The 16,284-nt window shown below is 65.8% G+C and carries 15 protein-coding genes and 1 riboswitch; of the genes, 9 read left to right on the forward strand and 6 right to left on the reverse strand.

Features of this window, described 5'->3' with window-relative positions; all coding sequences use genetic code 11:
- Nucleotides 1-90: 90 nt before the first annotated feature.
- Entirely contained in the window at nt 91-1,245 is a 1,155-nt protein-coding gene (locus QFZ30_RS17005) for an epoxide hydrolase family protein (RefSeq protein ID WP_307078198.1), read from the reverse strand.
- A gap of 147 nt (nt 1,246-1,392) precedes the next feature.
- Here QFZ30_RS17005 and QFZ30_RS17010 point away from each other — a divergent pair, with 147 nt between their 5' ends.
- A complete protein-coding gene (locus QFZ30_RS17010; protein ID WP_307080330.1) occupies nt 1,393-2,256 on the forward strand; it encodes a helix-turn-helix transcriptional regulator in 864 nt (287 codons plus the stop codon).
- A gap of 230 nt (nt 2,257-2,486) precedes the next feature.
- Here the strand turns inward: QFZ30_RS17010 and QFZ30_RS22080 are convergent, their stop codons facing one another.
- The gene (locus QFZ30_RS22080; protein WP_373462856.1) at nt 2,487-3,152 is read right to left on the reverse strand and encodes an alpha/beta hydrolase; all 666 of its coding nucleotides are present in this window, start codon (nt 3,150-3,152) and stop codon (nt 2,487-2,489) included.
- Between the two features lie 113 nt (nt 3,153-3,265).
- Here QFZ30_RS22080 and QFZ30_RS17015 point away from each other — a divergent pair, with 113 nt between their 5' ends.
- From QFZ30_RS17015 to QFZ30_RS17025, 3 genes are read left to right on the forward strand one after another with little or no spacing between them, the layout of a single operon-like run.
- A complete protein-coding gene (locus QFZ30_RS17015) occupies nt 3,266-3,958 on the forward strand; it encodes an ABC transporter ATP-binding protein (RefSeq protein WP_307078200.1) in 693 nt (230 codons plus the stop codon).
- The gene (locus QFZ30_RS17020) at nt 3,955-5,991 is read left to right on the forward strand and encodes a YhgE/Pip domain-containing protein (RefSeq protein ID WP_307078202.1); all 2,037 of its coding nucleotides are present in this window, start codon (nt 3,955-3,957) and stop codon (nt 5,989-5,991) included. Before QFZ30_RS17015 ends, QFZ30_RS17020 begins: the two co-directional genes overlap by 4 nt.
- Complete coding sequence (locus QFZ30_RS17025; protein WP_307078204.1) at nt 5,988-6,707, forward strand: TetR/AcrR family transcriptional regulator; 720 nt, start codon at nt 5,988-5,990, stop codon at nt 6,705-6,707. The genes QFZ30_RS17020 and QFZ30_RS17025 overlap by 4 nt, the downstream gene beginning before the upstream one ends.
- 562 nt (nt 6,708-7,269) lie before the next feature.
- Here the strand turns inward: QFZ30_RS17025 and QFZ30_RS17030 are convergent.
- On the reverse strand, nt 7,270-8,313 hold the full coding sequence (locus tag QFZ30_RS17030; protein ID WP_307078206.1) for an EamA family transporter: 1,044 nt from the start codon (nt 8,311-8,313) through the stop codon (nt 7,270-7,272).
- A 73-nt stretch (nt 8,314-8,386) separates the two neighbouring features.
- On the opposite strand from QFZ30_RS17030, the gene QFZ30_RS17035 reads away from it, so the two are divergent.
- Nucleotides 8,387-9,316, forward strand: coding sequence for a LysR family transcriptional regulator (locus tag QFZ30_RS17035; RefSeq protein WP_307078208.1), 930 nt, complete (start codon nt 8,387-8,389; stop codon nt 9,314-9,316).
- Here QFZ30_RS17035 and QFZ30_RS17040 read toward each other — a convergent pair.
- Nucleotides 9,294-9,821, reverse strand: coding sequence for a SixA phosphatase family protein (locus QFZ30_RS17040; RefSeq protein WP_307078210.1), 528 nt, complete (start codon nt 9,819-9,821; stop codon nt 9,294-9,296). The genes QFZ30_RS17035 and QFZ30_RS17040 overlap by 23 nt on opposite strands.
- 301 nt (nt 9,822-10,122) lie before the next feature.
- Nucleotides 10,123-10,986: a winged helix-turn-helix domain-containing protein gene (locus tag QFZ30_RS17045; RefSeq protein WP_307078212.1), complete on the reverse strand. Its 864-nt coding sequence runs from the start codon at nt 10,984-10,986 to the stop codon at nt 10,123-10,125.
- 695 nt (nt 10,987-11,681) lie between these two features.
- On the opposite strand from QFZ30_RS17045, the gene QFZ30_RS17050 reads away from it, so the two are divergent.
- The 4 genes from QFZ30_RS17050 (at nt 11,682) to QFZ30_RS17065 (ending at nt 15,599) form a co-directional block, all read left to right on the forward strand.
- Complete coding sequence (locus tag QFZ30_RS17050) at nt 11,682-12,422, forward strand: response regulator transcription factor (RefSeq protein ID WP_307078214.1); 741 nt, start codon at nt 11,682-11,684, stop codon at nt 12,420-12,422.
- 3 nt (nt 12,423-12,425) lie between these two features.
- Complete coding sequence (locus QFZ30_RS17055; RefSeq protein ID WP_307078216.1) at nt 12,426-13,961, forward strand: sensor histidine kinase; 1,536 nt, start codon at nt 12,426-12,428, stop codon at nt 13,959-13,961.
- Nucleotides 13,962-14,055: 94 nt separating this feature from the next.
- Nucleotides 14,056-14,214, forward strand: a riboswitch (cyclic di-AMP (ydaO/yuaA leader).
- A gap of 5 nt (nt 14,215-14,219) precedes the next feature.
- Nucleotides 14,220-14,975 (forward strand): hypothetical protein, encoded by a 756-nt coding sequence (locus tag QFZ30_RS17060; RefSeq protein ID WP_307078218.1) that lies wholly within the window; start codon nt 14,220-14,222, stop codon nt 14,973-14,975.
- Between the two features lie 180 nt (nt 14,976-15,155).
- Nucleotides 15,156-15,599 carry a YdeI/OmpD-associated family protein gene (locus QFZ30_RS17065; protein ID WP_307078220.1) on the forward strand — a complete coding sequence of 148 codons (444 nt, stop codon included), beginning with the start codon at nt 15,156-15,158 and terminating at the stop codon, nt 15,597-15,599.
- Here the strand turns inward: QFZ30_RS17065 and QFZ30_RS17070 are convergent.
- Nucleotides 15,580-16,266 (reverse strand): HAD-IA family hydrolase, encoded by a 687-nt coding sequence (locus tag QFZ30_RS17070; RefSeq protein WP_307078222.1) that lies wholly within the window; start codon nt 16,264-16,266, stop codon nt 15,580-15,582. The two genes, QFZ30_RS17065 and QFZ30_RS17070, sit on opposite strands and share 20 nt — an antisense overlap.
- Between the last annotated feature and the right edge of the window lie 18 nt (nt 16,267-16,284).

The raw sequence follows: 16,284 nt of genomic DNA on the forward strand, positions 1-16,284 counted from the left end.
GCCTGGTGTTTACCCCGGCGGCGCCGGCCGCTGAGCCCGAGCACCGAACACCAGCGCGGCGCCGACCTAATCGAGGCCGCCCGCGGTGGTTCAGCGTAACTTGCTGAAAAACTCCCGGACGTCACCGACGAGCAGGTCTGGGGCCTCCATGGCGGCGAAGTGGCCGCCGCGGCCGAATTCGGACCAGTGCACCACCGTGTGTTCGAGCTCGACAGTCCGCCGGATCGACACATCCATGGGAAACACCGCAACCCCGGTCGGCACCGCGGAACGCTCACTCGCGCCCCAAGCTCCGGCATGTGCGGTCTCGTAGTAGCTGTTGGCCGAGGACCCGGCGGTGCCGGTCAGCCAATACAGCATCACGTTGGAGAGCAACAGGTCCAGGTCCACCGCGTCCTCGGGCAGTTCGGCGGCCGGATCGGTCCACTCCTTGAACTTCTCCACGATCCAGGCCAACTGCCCGATCGGGGAGTCGTGCAGCCCGTGCGCCAGGGTCTGTGGCCGGGTGATCTGGATCATCGCGTAGCCGGACTGCTCGGTGTGTAGGTACTGCAGGTGCTCCAGCCGCGCCCGCTCGGCCTCGGTCAGCTCCCCCACCTCGCCGGGGTTGACCTCCGTGAACGCGGAGAGCCCGTTCGCGTGGACGCCGACGACCTTGTCGGGGTTGAGCCGGCCGAGCCCCGGGGAGATGACCGCGCCGGTGTCCCCGCCCTGCGCGCCGTAGCGGTCGTAGCCAAGCCGTTTCATCAGCTCAGCGAACGCCCTGGTCACCCGGTTGGTGTCCCAGCCGGCGTCGACGGTTGGTCCGGAGAAGCCGCTGCCGGGGATCGACGGGATCACCAGGTGGAAGGCGTCCGCCGGGTCTCCGCCGTGTGCCCTGGGGTCTGTCAGCGGGCCGATGACGTTCAGGAACTCCACAATCGAGCCGGGCCAGCCGTGGGTCATGATCAGCGGCAGCGCGTCCTGCTCCGGCGAGCGTACGTGCAGGAAGTGGAGGTTCTGTCCATCGATCTCGGTGGTGAACTGCGGGTACTTGTTCAGCTCCCGCTCATAGACGCGCCAGTCGTAGCCATCGCGCCAGTACTCGGCCAGCCCCTTGAGGTAGCTCACCGGCACCCCGCGGCTCCAGCCGACATCGGGCAGGTCCGCGCCCCACCGGGTCCTGGCGAGCCGGTTCCGAAGGTCATCCAGCTCACCCTGGGGAATGTCGATGGTGAAGGGCCGGATTTCACTGTTGTTCTCCATACCGTCAACTCTAGGAGCCGGTTAGGTCACCTTCGGTCCTAGGCCAATGGCAGAATCAAACCATGTGGGAAACCTCTACACGGCTGCTGCGACTACTCTCTCCTGCAGTCGCGACGCGAATGGACCGGCTCCGAACTGGCCGAGCGACTGGACATCACGCCTCGCACCGTGCGGCGCGATATCGACCGCCTGCGCGGCCTCGGTTATCCCGTGCTGGCCACGGCGGGCACCGCCGGCTACCGGCTTGGCGCAGGCGCGGACCTGCCGCCGCTGCTGCTCGACGACGACGAAGCCGTGGCCGTCGCCGTTGGGCTGCGCACGGCCGCCGGCGGTTCGATCACCGGCATCGAGGAGACCTCAGTGCGGGCCCTGGCCAAGCTCGAACAAGTACTGCCGTCCCGGCTGCGCCACCGGATCAACGCCCTGCAGTCAGTGGTTGTGCCGATGGCCAACACCGGCCCCACGGTCGACCCGAGCACCCTCACCGCCATCGCCGGAGCGTGCCGCGACTCGCTGCGCCTTCGCTTCGACTACCGCACCCATGACGGAACCAGCAGCATCCGCACCACCGAGCCGCACCGGCTGGTGCACGCCGGCCGGCGCTGGTACCTCATCGGCTGGGACGTCGACCGCGCGGACTGGCGTACCTACCGCGTGGATCGTCTCGACCCGCGCACACCCACGGGCCCCCGGTTCACGCCGTGCACCCCGCCAGCCCCCGATATCGGCGGCTACACCTCGCGGGCGATCTCCACGTCGGCCTACCGCTACCAGGCCCGGTTCACACTGCACGTCAGCGCCGAGACCGCGGCGGAGCGGATCGCGCCCACCACCGGAGTGCTGGAGCCGATCGACGAGCACCGCTGCACCCTGCGGGCCGGGTCCAACTCGCTGGACGAGTTGGCCATCTACGTGACAACCAAAGGGTTCGACTTCCAGGTGCACGAACCCCCGGAACTTGTCGAGCACATCAGGACGCTGGCAGCCCGGCTCACGAGCGCGACGGATTAATAGGACCGTGGTCGGCGAGAGATACGCCGATGCTCCGTGTGGGCGAACCACGGGTGCGGGCCTTGGGGTTTGTCCAGGTGCGGGCCAGTTCCGAGACCCACGAAGCTATTAGGTCAATCGCGGTTGCGAAGGCGTCGAGGCGCGGACGGTTCAGGAACGAGTGACGGGACTCAGGCAGAACATGATGATCGACGTCGACTCCTGTAACCAGGAGCTCGGTCGCGAACTGGTCACCAGATGCCCGCCTGACCTCCGGGGAAGGCGAAACGGTCAGCAAGCGCGGGCCGTGAGCCCGCATAGTTGAGGTTCACAGCGTCCAGAAGCCATCGGGAATGTGTCAGCCGGCGGTGGCCACGCACTCGCCGTTGGATCTCGCGCGACCGGGGGTGCGACGAGTGGAAGAAGCCGTACGCAAGAACAATGCCCCGCGGGTTTGGCTCCGCGTCCAGGGCACGGAGCGTCGCTGCGGAGGCCAGGCACGCCCCGGCGCTTGCCCCACCGAGGATCACCCCTCCAGGGGACTGACTGCTCACACTTCGAAGGGCGGTCAGCAAGTCTTCTACCGGAAGAGGAAACAGCACCCGGGGCCGCCTTCCTCGCCTGCCAGCCCAACGTAGCCCGGGAAGTGGCGCGAGGCGGTAGTCCACCGTGACAACAGGGATCCCTCGTTGACCAAGTGCGCGGGCGACGTCGTGAGCTTCAGGCTGGTCAAGGCCGCCGGCAAAGAAGCCTCCGCCATGCGCCCAGACCATCGTCGGGGCTGGTGCTGTCGCTTCGCTCTCGAATACCGGTTGATACCAACGGATCGGGACCAGACCGTGCGGCCCGGCCGCTGTTGTATCGAGAACCGTTAGTTCATTCACACCAATGAAGGACGCCGCCATGCAATCGACCATATCGTCAACCGCGAGGCGCGGCAGTGTGACATTCTTGTTGGTTTGACTTCTATTTGAACTGACCAGTCAGTTCAGTTACGCTGGAAAGAGACATTCCCGGCGAAAGGCTATCTTTGCTCTCCGTACAGCAGCTCCACGTGAAAGGACGGCGGGACGATCTTCTTCCGCCCACCTCACTGCAAGCCAAAAGAGGGGAACTGCTCCTGGTTGCCGGCAACCGGCAGGACCATCGGACAGCACTTGCCCTCACGCTCAGCGGCCGCATGAAACCTGCCGGCGGCCACGTGGGCTGGGACACCAGCCCACGGACGAAATTCCTCCGCCTTGCAAGCGCCCTGGTTGATTCCCCAGGCGTGAATGAACCCGAACAGCATCTGAGCGTTCGCGACCTTGTCACAGAGGACCTCGCCCTGATACCCCGCCGCTACCGGGGAGCACTGCTCAGCGAGCCGTGGCTCAAAGTCAACAGCTTCGAGGATATCGCGGATCTCTGGACTGAACAGCTTCCGCCGGACCGTCGCATGAAACTCCTCACAGCCCTGGCCCTGGCCAACCCGCACACCGACCTCCTGGTGGTGGACTCCCCGGACCGGCACAGCGCCCAGCCTTCGGACTGGCTCCCCCGCCTTGAGCAGTTGGCGGACGACGGCGGCCGGCCGCTCGCCGTCGTGGCCACCGTCGCTGCCCTCCCGCCGTCGTGGAGGGGACCGGCGGCGGTCATTGGCAACTCCGTCCACAGCCCCAACGGCGCGCCGGCGCTTGCCTCAGATAATGAACTCCGACTCGAAACCGAGGACGCCAAGTGACTGTTCTGCGGCTGGCCCGCTCCGAACTCAAGCGCATGACCGGCGGGCTGCTGCCCAAGCTGACCATCCTGGCCCTGGTCATGGTGCCGCTGCTCTACGGTGCCGTATACCTCTACGCCAACTGGGATCCGTACGACAACCTGGACCGGGTCGACGCCGCCCTGGTGGTCGAGGACACGGGAGCCACGTCCAGCGACGGCACCGAACTTCAGGCGGGCACGAAGGTGGCGGACAGCCTGGTGGAGGGCAACGTCTTCAACTGGAAATCGGTCCCCAGTGCGGAAGAAGCCGACCAGGGGGTCAGCAGCGGCAAGTACGCCTTCGCCCTGAAGATCCCGCAGGACTTTTCCACCAACCTGGTCTCGCCCGGCAGCTTCGATTCAGCCACCCAGGCCATGCTGAACGTCACCACCAACGATGCCAACAACTACCTGCTGAGCACCATCGTGGACAAACTGACAACCGCGGTGCACACCACCGTGGCCAAGGACGTGGGCGAAGAGACGGCCAACCGGCTGCTCACAGGCTTCGGAACGATCCATGCGCAGATGCTCAAGGCCGCCGACGGCGCCGGACAACTCGCCGACGGCGTGGCCACGGTCCGGGACGGAACCGTCACCCTGCATCAAGGCACCACCGAACTCAGCAGCGGCGCGGGCGGGCTGTACGCAGGGCAGCTGAAACTGCGCGACGGCGCCAGTGAGCTTACCGGCGGGGCCAACCAGTTGAGCAGCGGGCTCTCGGTACTGAAGGACAAGACCGCCACCCTGCCCACCGATTCGCAGACGCTCGCCCACGGGGCGGCCCAGGTGGCTACAGGGAACGCGCAGCTGAACACCAAGGTCCAGGACGTCGTGGCACAGCTCGACGCCGCCGACCAGGGGCTCCGGACCCGCGTGATCGAATCGAACACCCGGCTGATCGCCTCGGGCGTCCTCACCCAGGAGCAGGCTGAGAAAGTCCTGGCTGATTTTGACTCAGTTGCCGCCTCCAGCCCGGTGACGGCTGCTAAGACCAGAATCCAGACCGATGCCGCGCAGATCCAGCAGCTCGCGGACGGTTCCGAGGCCGTGAGTGTGGGCGCGGCCCAGCTCGCCGCGTCCACACCGGCTCTGAAGGACGCCATCGCCCAGGCTTCCAGTGGCGCTGACCAGCTCCACACGGGGTCGGCCACCCTCGCCACGGGGCAGCAGGCTGCCCTGGACGGTGCCGGGCAGCTGGCGGAAGGGGCTCAGAAGCTCGACGCCGGTGCGGGGCGGCTGGAGGCCGGCGCCGGCACCGCTGCGGACGGCTCGCGTACCCTCGCCAACGAAATCGCCAAGGGTGCCGGCCAGGTGCCCAACCCGGACGACTCGCAGAAAAGCAGCCTCTCCGAGGTGATCGCCGATCCGGTGGCCGTCAGCAATGTTTCGCAGGCCAAGGCAGACTCCTACGGCGCAGGGCTGGCGCCGTTCTTCCTGACCCTCGCGCTGTGGATCGGTATTTTCATGCTGATCCAGGCCATGCGCCCCATCACCCAGCGGGCGCTGGCGTCGAACGCACCGGCGTGGAAAATCGCCGTCGGGGGTTGGCTTCCATTCTTTGCGGTGTCAGTGGTGCAGGCCAGCCTGCTCACGCTGGTGGTGAACCTGGGGCTGGGGCTCAATCCCGCCCATCCTGTGCTGATGTGGCTCTTTATGCTGGCCGCGGCGATGGCCTTCAGTGCCATCATCCAGGGGATCGTCGCCCTGCTGGGGTCCCCCGGAAAACTCGTGGTGCTCATCCTGCTGGTGCTGCAGCTGGTCTCCTCCGGCGGCACGTTCCCCTGGCAGACCACTCCTGCGCCCCTGCACGTGGTTCATGAGGTCCTGCCCATGGGCTACGTGGTCACGGGCATGCGGCACCTCATCTATGGTGCCGACCTGTCCATGATCGCGCCCACGGTCCTGGGCCTGCTGGGCTACACCGTGCTGGGCGCCGCCATGTCAACGCTGGCGGTACGGAAACGTAAGTTCTGGACACTGAAGACGCTAAAGCCCGAGATCGCGGTATGAACCAACCGGCGCACGGTCCGGCGGGGAAGAAGCTCCGTCCCGCGCGGACCAACGCCACTCGGCAGAGGCTCTTTGAGGCGTCGATGGAACTGATCGGTCAGCGCGGTGCCGCCGGAGTGACGGTGGACGAGATCGCGGCCGCCGCCGGAGTATCCAAGGGCACGGTCTACTACAATTTCGGCAGCAAATCCGATCTCATCGCGCAGCTGCTACGGCATGGCGTGGACATCCTTAAAGCGCGCCTGCTGAGCGTGGGCCCCGGCGCGCACCCGAGTGTGGACCCCGGCGTAGGCCCCGGCGTGGGGCCCAGCGCGGGCGTGCCGGCCGACGCGACGGACGCTGATCCGGGAGCAGAACCCCTGCCGGATCCTCTGCAGGCCATGGAGGCCATGATCGGCCAGGCCATGGATTTTATGGCCGAGTACCCGTCGTTCGCCCGGTTGTGGGTGAGTGAAAACTGGCGCACGCCCAGTGAATGGCAAGACACCTTTGCCACACTCAGGGGCGAGCTGCTGGAGGTCATCGGCGCTGCCGTCGGGAGCGTGGCTGCTGTCTATCCGGTGGATGAGTCCATTTCGCGCGGAAGCCTGGAAACAGCGATCTTCGGTGCCTGCTTTGTGGTGGGGCTCGACCGTCAGACCTACAACCCGGAGCGCACCCGTGACCAAAGTGTTGCAGCAATCATGGCAATCATGCGCGGCTACGTGCTGAAGTAGCTTTCCCCTCCGGGATGATTAGCCACATGCGCCACATGGGGAACAGCGGAAAAATTGCCATCGCAGCGGCCCTTGCCGCCCTTGGCATGCTGGTGCTGACAGCCCTCACGCTGGAAGAATCCGTGATGTTCACTTTCCTGGGTCTGGTGGCGGTCGCTTATGTTGCGGCGGTTTCGGAGGTTTTTGCGCTGGGCCGCCACGTTGCCGTGCTGGCCGGCGGCGTGGGCACCAGCCTGACCATCGGATTCTCCATAGCCTTCCTGCGGATGTGGGGGCTGGCCTTCAACCAGGACCCGGCCGCTGTGGGCACGGCGGTAACCACCAAGGACTCCGATATCTACTTCTATCTGGCTGCCACCTCCGCGGCGGCCACCCTGTTGGTCCTGTTCGCAGGAGTGGTCTGGCCCGCAGGGAAACGCCGCCCGTCCGCGTCCCGGCGGAAGGTGCCCGCGAGGCGGCGGCCCAGCTCTCCGTCCCGGCGCCCGGCGCGCACCGGCACCAAGGCCGCCAGCGGCGCCCAGCGCAGTACAGGCCAGCGCACGTCGGCCCAGCGGGCTTCCGCTCAACGCACCTCAGGTTCACGCACGCCGGCGGCACGGGTGCCGCCTGTGGAAGCCAAGCGGCCGTCGTCGTCGGCGTCCCCGGTCCGCAAACCGGCGCCGGCCACCACGTCCAAGCCCACACCCAAGGCGGCGTCCAAACCGGGCGCCAAGGCAGCTTCCCGGCGCTGAGGCCTTGTGCCCGCTCCGGTGAGCACCGCCGTCGCCACCCCGCCCAGGAGGAGCAAACCGCCAGCCAGTTCTGCAGGCGTCGGCACCTCCCCCAGAGCCAGCCACGCGGCGCTCATCCCCACCACCGGCACCAGGAGGGTGAAAGGCACCACGGCCGACGACGGATAGCTGGCCAGCAGCCGGTTCCAGATTCCGTAACCCACCAGCGACGCGAAGACTGCTGTATACAGGGCGCTCCCGATGGTGGCCGGCTGCAGGTCAGCCAGCGTTCCTATGACGGCGGCCGGGCCGTCGATGATCAGCGAAAGTCCGGCGAGGGGCAGCGGCACCACAGCACCGGACCAGACCACCAGTCCCAGCCCTGAGGCGGCTCTGGCCTTGCGGGCGATGACGTTCCCGGCAGCCCAGGACAGCGCAGCGCCCAGCACGATGATCAGCGGAAGCACTGGCGCCACGGCGCTGCGGCCCGCGGCCACGACAGCCAGTCCAGCCACACCAAGTACGACGCCGGCCAACTGGCGCCCGCTGGGGCGCTCGCCGAGGAAACCGGCCGCAAGCAGGACTGTGAGCAGCACTTGCGCCTGGAGTACCAGCGAGGCGAGGCCCGCCGGCATGCCAAGCGCCATGGCCAGGTAGAGGAGGCCGAACTGACCTGCACTCATAAAGAGGCCGACGCCGATAATCGCCTTCCAGCTCACGTCCGGCTTCCGCACAAAAAGGATCCACGGGAAGACAACCAGGACGAAACGCATGGCGACGAACAGCAACGGAGGAACGTCGCGGCCGTTGGCGTGCAGGCCGACGTCGATAGCGACGAAATTCAGGCCCCACAGGACGGCGACCAAAGCAGCGAGGCAGGAATGGCGAAGGTTCACGCTCCCAACTTTCGCAGAGGAGAAAATGAAGCACCAGCATTGAATTCTTCCGTCTACCATGTACCTTTGCTTCATGATTGACATCGGATCTCTCCGCGCGCTGGCGGCGATTGAGCAGCACGGTTCCGTCATCGCAGCATCGGACGTCATGGGCTTCAGCCCGTCCGCCGTCTCCCAGCAGGTGAAGAAGCTGGAGAAGCAGACAGGCTTCGCGGTCCTGGAGCGGCGTGGCCGCGGAGTCCTGCTGACCGAGCGCGGGCAGGCCCTGGCTGCCTACGGCCGGAGGATTCTCGCCGAGCTGGAAGAGCTGCAGTCAACACTGCTGGCCGATCCTGCCAAGCCAAGTGGCCACCTGAAGATTGTGTCCTTCTCCACCGCCTGCCGCGGCTTGGTGGGGCCGGTGCTGGGGAGGCTGGCCTCCTCCGGAACCGAGCTGGATGTCAGTGTGCTGGCTGAGGACCCGCGCGAAGCGGTGGCCCGGGTGGCCAACGGCGAGGCCGATCTGGGCGTGGTGCACAACTGGAACTCCGTCCCATTGGTGATCCCTGAACACCTGAGCCTGGAATGGCTCTGTGAGGACATCGCGGACCTGCTGGTGCACAGCAGCCACCCACTGGCCGGGCGGGACGCGGTGGAACCGGCCGACCTGGTTGACGAGCGCTGGATCAGCACCCCGCACGGGGCCATCTGCAACGAGGCGCTGCTCCGGATCTTTGCCGACCTGGGCCGCGTGCCGGACATCAGGGTCTACGATCCGGACTTCGCCACCCACCTCGCCCTGGTGGAACAGGCGGCGGTGGTGGCGCTGGTCCCCCGGCTCGGCAGGCCAGCCCTTCCAGTGGACGTGGTCTCCGTACCCGTGGTCAACCCGGTGCAGGCGCGCCAGGTGGGCATGGTGCACCGCAGGACCATGACGGCAAGCCCGGGGATCCGGCACGTCGCAGGGCTGCTGCGGGAGATCGCCGCCCGCGGAGGTGCAGCTAGTGGGCGCGCGGAACCTTGAACCTGGTCAGCCGGGCGTCCTGACCGTCCAGCTCCGCCCAGGATTTTTGTGTTTCCAGGACGGTGAGCGCGCTGGTGGGATACCTGGTGGCGGCGTCCATGTAGGCGTCGTGGTTGGAGTCCCGCGATGCCAGGTGCATGGCGAGGTCCTGGACTCCAGGCATGTGCGAGATGAGCATCAAGGTGGTGACGGTGTCCGGCACATGGTTGACCACCGTGAGCATGCGCAGCGCAGAGGCGGCGTATAGGCCCTCCTCAAGTTTCGGCGTCGGGGCCTTGTCCCCCAGCTCGGAGCACACCCAGGTGCAGGTCTGGCGGGTCCGCAGGGCACTGGAACACAGGATGAAGTCGGGGACGATGCCGTGCTTGACCAGCCACCTCCCGGCCAGCGGCGCTTCGCGGTGCCCGCGCTCCTCCAACGGCCGTTCGTGATCCGCCACACCGCCCGGCCAGTCGGCCTTGGCGTGCCGCATGATCACCAGGCGTTTGATGTGGTGGTCGCTCATGCTCCCAAGCCTATCGCCAGTCAATTAGCCGCGGAGCCGTCGAACCAAAGCCGCGGAGGCCAAACACTCACGAGCCCGGACGCGCGAAAGCGGCATTTCGCGTAGTGAGGACGCTGCAGCGAAGCGGGACATCCCGATAGCGCCGTTGTTGCGCGGGGCCACGCCGTCAGGGTTCCCTGGCCGAGCTTGCGAGGCTAGGGGGACGGTGGGGAGGTACGAGCGCAGGCGCAGAGGGATCGTGCCGCGAAAGCGAAAGCGGCCGTCCCCATTCGAGGAAGGCCGCTTTCGTGCGCCGTTAAGGCTAGATCGAGTATTCCGGAGCGGCCCAGACCACAACTTCGGGGTGCTCGTAGAATCGGTAGCCCTGGCCGCGGACGGTGCGCACGGTGTTCGCGAGGCGGCCCAGCTTGGAGCGGAGGCGGCGGATGTGGACGTCGATGGTCCGCTCGTTGGGGACCTCTTCGGCGTTGCGCCACAGGCCTTCGAGGAGTTCGTCGCGGCCCACGGTGCGGGTGCCGTTCTCCACGAGGTAGTTCAGCAGTTCGAACTCCTTGAACGTCAGGTTCAGGGATTCACCGTCCAGGTGTACCTCGCGGCGGGCGAGGTCGATCAGGACGCCGGACGGACGCGGGTCCTGCGGCTGCAGCCGGGTGGTTTCGGTGCGCTGGCGTGCGTTCACGGTGGGGTCACCGAATGTGGAACGGACGACGTCGAGTGCGGAACCAGGGGTGCTGGCCGGCGCCACGGCAACAGCGGCATAGCTCTCGGCACCGGATACCAGGGACTGTGCGTAGGCACGGATTTCCTGGGCAAGCTTTGCAATGGAGGTTCCGGCGGCGGCTGCGGTTTCCTCGTCGATGCCCATGTACAGGACAAAGCCCCTGGCCACGTTGTCGTTGGCCACCGGCCTGACGGTGTTTGGCCCTGCCACCACAGGAGTTGGCGCGGTCATGGGTGCCGCCTCCGCTGGCTGTACGGCGCGGAGCTGTCCGTAGGAGTTGGGGTTGTAGCCCTGGGGTGCGTAGCCAGGAGCCGGGAAGCTGGTGCCGGGGGCTGCCGGGGCGAACGCCGGACGGGCGCCGAATCCTTGGCGGAGACCGGACTGCTGGCCGGGCTTGCTGGCGTTACGGACAGAGATGTGGACGTATCCGGATGCAACTGACATGGAATGCTTACCTCAATGTGAATGGCCGTCATCGCGGCTCGAATGCTGGATCCCCGCAATGGACCTTGGGGAGGGGCGCCCGACGCTGGGCTTGGGGGCGAATGCCTAAGAAGAACTTCCTTGGGTATGAAGGTCAGGCGTGCATTCGACAACAGCGCATGTCGACAGCAGCGGGTGTGCTGGGCCAATATTCTGCGGCTGCAGGTGCTGTTGAGTACTTGTTCACATTTGAAAGTGTGCAACGTAACAATGCGAACTTGCAAGTAACAAAGCACGGATCGTTCCGCATAGTGAGACGAAATCCGCGAATGTGTCTTAGATCACGATTCTGGCGCGTCGATAAAATAACAGATGCTATCCCGAACGAATGGTCGAAAACCTCGTTATGGCGAATTTTCTTCGATCATTAGTCCCTAGTTGCCGATTCAATTCATTGCACATGGATTTGCTGGAATTGGGCGCCGCGTTTGGCTGCTGTGTCCAGCCGTGCCGGAATCTGGACAGAAAAATGTCCGGAGCAACGCTCCAGAGCAGCCAGAAGTGCTGGGCTGAGCGCAGTCCATCAAGGCTGCGGCTCCGATGTTTGCTGTTGGAGAAGCGCCTCCGCGGCCCTCCCAGCTCGCTAGGCTGGGATTCACAGCCTGCGCACAGGAACCCCAAAGCGCGGGCTAACCAAGAGATCGGAGAGTTGTCCCATGGCCACTTCGCACTCCATGACAAGCAACCTCCCCCAGCTCATCCACCCTGACGGCTCCCCCATCCGTGCCTTGGTGGTTGACGATGAACCAAGTCTCTCGGAACTCATGAGCATGGGGCTGCGCATGGCCGGCTGGTCTGTGGCCGTGGCCGCGGATGGCCCCGAAGCCGTGAAGCTCGCCAAGGAGTTCCGTCCAGACGTCCTGGTGCTTGACGTGATGCTGCCAGGGTTCGACGGCGTTGAGCTGCTGAGCAGGATCCGCACCTTTGCGCCGGAGGTTCCCGCGCTCTTCCTGACCGCCAAGGATGCAGTCCAGGACAGGATCCTGGGACTGGCGGCAGGCGGGGACGACTACGTGACCAAGCCCTTCAGCATGGAGGAGGTCCTGCTCCGGCTGCACCGGCTGGTGCAGCGGTCCGGCGTGGCCGCGATGGACACCTCGGAGCTGGTTGTGGGCGATCTTGTCCTCAACATCGACACCCGCGAGGTGACCCGTGCCGGCGATGAACTCCAGCTCACGGCCACGCAGTTTGAACTGCTCCGGTACCTCATGGAGAATCCCAAGCGTGTGATCAGCAAGGCCCAGATCCTGGACCGCGTCTGGGACTATGACTTCGGCGGGCAGGCCAACATTGTGGAGCTCTACATCTCCTACCTGCGCAAGAAAGTGGACGCCGTGCATCCGCCAATGATCCACACCGTGCGCGGGGCCGGATATGTCATCAAGCCGGCGGACTAGGCCATGCCATCGCTGTCCGGCGTGGCGCGCATGCCTGGCCGAAGCTGGCTGAAGCCTGCCACCTGGCACCTGCGTACCCGCCTGGTCCTGGTGGCCATGGCCCTGCTGGTGGCCATCTGCGGTGCCGTGGGGCTGTTCAGCTATGCGTCCATGGATTCCTTTCTCACAAGACAGCTTGACGACCAGCTGAAACAGGCAGCGTCCCGCTCGAATGATCCCGGCCGGCCTCCGTTGGGCGGCTTCAACAGCGGGCGGGACCCGCTTGATGCCCGGGGTCAGAGCGTGGGCACGCTTAATGCGCGGATCCTGAACGGACAGGTGAACAGTGCGGGCTTCCTGGCCTCGGACACCACCCGCTCTCCGCTCTCGAGCGGGGACAAGGAAATCCTGCTGTCCCTGCAGCGCAACACCACCCCGGTGGAGCGCACTCTGTCCAACGGCGACTACAGGCTGGTGGCCGTCGCAACCACATATGGAGACGTTCTGGTGACCGGGCTCCCGCTCGCGGCCAAGGAGAGCACCCTGACATCGCTGGTGTGGACCTTTGTGTCTGTTTCGCTGGGCGGGCTTGTTCTGATCGGTCTGGCAGGGACCGTACTGATCCGGCGCACCATGAAGCCTTTGGAGCAGCTCTCCGAGGTCGCCACCCGCGTTTCGCGGCTCCCGCTGGATGCGGGTGAGGTGGCACTCGCGGTGCGCGTTCCGCCGTCGAACGCCAACCCAGGGACCGAAGTGGGCAGCGTGGGCCACGCCCTCAACCTCATGCTGGACAACGTTGCGCGCGCGCTGGAGGCGAGGCAGCAGAGCGAGACCAAAGTCCGGCAGTTCGTTGCCGATGCGTCCCATGAACTGCGCACTCCGCTGACCGCCATCCGCGGCTACACCGAGCTGATGCGGATGACCGAGAACTTCACTCCGGACGGCCGGAAGTCCTTGGCAAGGGTCCAGAGTCAGTCCGAGCGCATGACCACCCTGGTGGAGGACCTGCTCCTGCTCGCCAGGCTTGATGAGGGCCAGCCGCTGAAGCTCAGCGAGGTGGACCTCACGCAGCTTGTGATCGAGACTGTCAGCGACGAGAAGGTCATTGCCCCGGATCACCATTGGCATCTCGAGCTCCCGGACGAGCCACTGGTGGTGAACGGTGATGCATCGCAGCTCCGCCAGGTGCTGGTGAACCTGCTCTCCAACGCACGCAAACATACGGCGCCGGGGACCACTGTGGTCACCGGAGTCCTGAAGTCCGCCGACAGCAGCGCAGTGATAACCGTAACCGACGACGGCGGGGGCATTCCGCCGGAATTCGTGGACCACGTTTTCTCGCGGTTTGCCCGCGCAGACGCGGCCCGTACGGGCACGGCTCCCGCGTCCGGTCCTGCCGCCTCTGAGGGCACCAGCGGCCTTGGCCTGTCCATTGTCCAGTCCATCGTGGAAGCCCACGGCGGCAGCGTGGAGGTGACGTCGCGGCCCGGCCGAACCGAGTTCGCGCTGCGGCTGCCCATCAAGACGGACACAACGCAAGGCAACGCACCGGCGTCGTGATCTCTGTTACCAAAATGTGACTTTAGCGGCAGGCTCCTGTACCGTCGATAAGGTGCGGTTCCCGTTGGGACCGCATATCCGGATGGACGCCAAGCTCTGCCGCTTCCCGGATTCTTCTTGACCAGGCAGAGGCGGGGGACCCAGAGTCCCGGGCATTGATTGCCCTTGGGGTTAAGCCAGCATGTGATTTTCCGTGTGGCCGGATGCCCTCATCCGAACCCGACAGCTAACTCCGCAGGTGTTGAGAGGCGATCCATCATGTCTGAATTCCAGGTAGAACCACGCCCGCAGGACGGGCCAGAAAAGTCCCACGGCCGCCGCAAGCTCTCCCGCACCGGGGCAGCTGCACCGGCCGCCGCCTTGTCCAGGGTGGCAAAGATTCCCTCCTTTGGCCAGCGCGCCGCCGTGTTCACCACAGCCTGTGCCTTGCTGGCGGGGGTGGCTGCCGCAAGCCATGCGTCCGAAGCCATGACCCCGGTGGCGGCCAACGAATCACAGCAGGTGAACACCTCGGCCGGCATCGAGTCCAACCTGAGCCTCGAGAAGACCGAGATCCAGGCCCCGTCGGCGCCAGCGCCCGCACCGGCCGAGGTCACGGTTGCACCGCAGGCAGCTGAGCCGGCGCCCGCACCGGAGCCCGAGCCAGCTCCCGCGCCCGCTCCTGAGCCCGTGGCCGTTCCTGAGCCTGCTCCGGTTGTAGCCGTCAACGATCCCGCCGGAGCCCAGGCATACGCCGCCGGCCAGCTGGCAAACTACGGCTGGAGCGCGGACCAGATGCAATGCCTGAAGACGCTTTGGACCAAAGAATCGGAGTGGAGCACCACAGCCACCAACGCGAGCAGCGGCGCCTACGGAATTGTCCAGTCGCTGCCTGCCGAGAAAATGGCGAGCTCCGGTGCGGACTACCTCACCAACTACCGCACGCAGATCAACTGGGGCCTGAACTACATCCAGGAGCGCTACCAGTCACCGTGCGGTGCGCTGAACTTCCACCTGTCGCACAACTGGTACTAAGCCAAAGGCCCTGAGGACAGCGTTCCCCTAGCCAAGGTTCCATAGCCAAGCAGCAGGTCCTGAATCCCCCCTGGTTCAGGACCTGCTGCTTTACTGTGCCCGCTGCCCTACTGTTCCGGCGTCGCCTTGCACCTATAGCTGCACCTGTTGGAGGGCAAGCGTCAGCGGCATACTGGGACCATGAAATTCACCACCGCCATTCTGGGCAACGGCAACAAGGCCGGCATTGAGGTTCCGGAGGACGTCGTCGCGGCGCTAGGGGCAGGCAAGCGCCCGCCGGTGGTGGTGACCATCAACGGCAAGAGCTACCGGAGCAGCATCGCCGTGATGGGCGGCCAGAACCTCATCGGGGTAAGCACAGCAAACCGGGAATTCACCGGAGTGTCCGCCGGTGACACGGTGGAGGTGGACGTGGAGGTGGACACCCAGCCCCGCATTGTCGAGGTGCCTGACGATCTTGCCGCCGCCTTGGCTGCCGAGCCGCAGGCCCAGTCGTTCTACGCCACGCTGAACTACAGTGCTCAGCGGCGGTATGTGGAGCCCCTCGGTGAGGCCAAAACGGACGAAACCAGGGCCCGCCGGATCGCCAAAGTGGTGGCTGATCTCAAAGCCGGAAAGAAATGACCCTGGAGCCGGCGGCGTCCGTTTCCACCGCGGCGGAAACTGAACTGTAGTCCGGGATGTGCAGCACGCTGTCCGGGAGTGGACCCGTATTTGGGCCCACAGCTACCGTGCGGATGCCCGCGGCCAAACCGGCTGCGATTCCGGCGGGTGCGTCCTCGAACACCACGGCGTCTGCAGGTTCCACCCCCAGCAGTTCGGCCGCCCTCAGGTAGCCTTCAGGATGCGGCTTGCCGCGGGACACCAGCTCGGCCGTAATGGCAGCAGCCGGCATGGCCAGGCCCGCGGCGCCCATGCGGATTTCGGCCAGGATCCGGTCTGCCGAGGTCACCAGGGCCACGGCATCCCCGGGGAGGTTGCGCAGCAGCTCCGCAGCCCCGGGCAACGGGACGATGCCTTCTGTCCGGACACGCTCCATTGCACCAAGCTCAGCGGTGAGCGCCACAACGTCGGCACCCGCCGGAGCGAAACGCCGCACCGTGTCCCCTGCCTGGACGCCGTGGGAGGTGCGCAGGATCTCGGCGAAGTCCAGGCCGTAGCGGACCGCGAACTCGCTCCACACCTGTTCCACTACTGCGGTGGAGTCCACCAGTGTGCCGTCCATGTCAAAGAGGACAGCGCGGCAGGTGATAGTGCGGGTATCGGCGGAGGCAGACGTGGGGATGTTCATCGTTCAATCTTGCCCTAC

The sequence above is a fragment of the Arthrobacter pascens genome, from assembly GCF_030815585.1.
Classification (GTDB): Bacteria; Actinomycetota; Actinomycetes; order Actinomycetales; family Micrococcaceae; genus Arthrobacter; species Arthrobacter pascens_A.

Bases quoted from the DNA above. Each gene is read 5' to 3' on its own strand.
- QFZ30_RS17005 (WP_307078198.1), bottom strand. From the start codon at position 1,245: ATGGAGAACAACAGTGAAATCCGGCCCTTCACCATCGACATTCCCCAG.
- QFZ30_RS22080 (WP_373462856.1), bottom strand. From the start codon at position 3,152: ATGGTCGATTGCATGGCGGCGTCCTTCATTGGTGTGAATGAACTAACG.
- QFZ30_RS17025 (WP_307078204.1), top strand. From the start codon at position 5,988: ATGAACCAACCGGCGCACGGTCCGGCGGGGAAGAAGCTCCGTCCCGCG.
- QFZ30_RS17035 (WP_307078208.1), top strand. From the start codon at position 8,387: ATGATTGACATCGGATCTCTCCGCGCGCTGGCGGCGATTGAGCAGCAC.
- QFZ30_RS17040 (WP_307078210.1), bottom strand. From the start codon at position 9,821: ATGAGCGACCACCACATCAAACGCCTGGTGATCATGCGGCACGCCAAG.
- QFZ30_RS17045 (WP_307078212.1), bottom strand. From the start codon at position 10,986: ATGTCAGTTGCATCCGGATACGTCCACATCTCTGTCCGTAACGCCAGC.
- QFZ30_RS17050 (WP_307078214.1), top strand. From the start codon at position 11,682: ATGGCCACTTCGCACTCCATGACAAGCAACCTCCCCCAGCTCATCCAC.
- QFZ30_RS17055 (WP_307078216.1), top strand. From the start codon at position 12,426: ATGCCATCGCTGTCCGGCGTGGCGCGCATGCCTGGCCGAAGCTGGCTG.
- QFZ30_RS17060 (WP_307078218.1), top strand. From the start codon at position 14,220: ATGTCTGAATTCCAGGTAGAACCACGCCCGCAGGACGGGCCAGAAAAG.
- QFZ30_RS17065 (WP_307078220.1), top strand. From the start codon at position 15,156: ATGAAATTCACCACCGCCATTCTGGGCAACGGCAACAAGGCCGGCATT.
- QFZ30_RS17070 (WP_307078222.1), bottom strand. From the start codon at position 16,266: ATGAACATCCCCACGTCTGCCTCCGCCGATACCCGCACTATCACCTGC.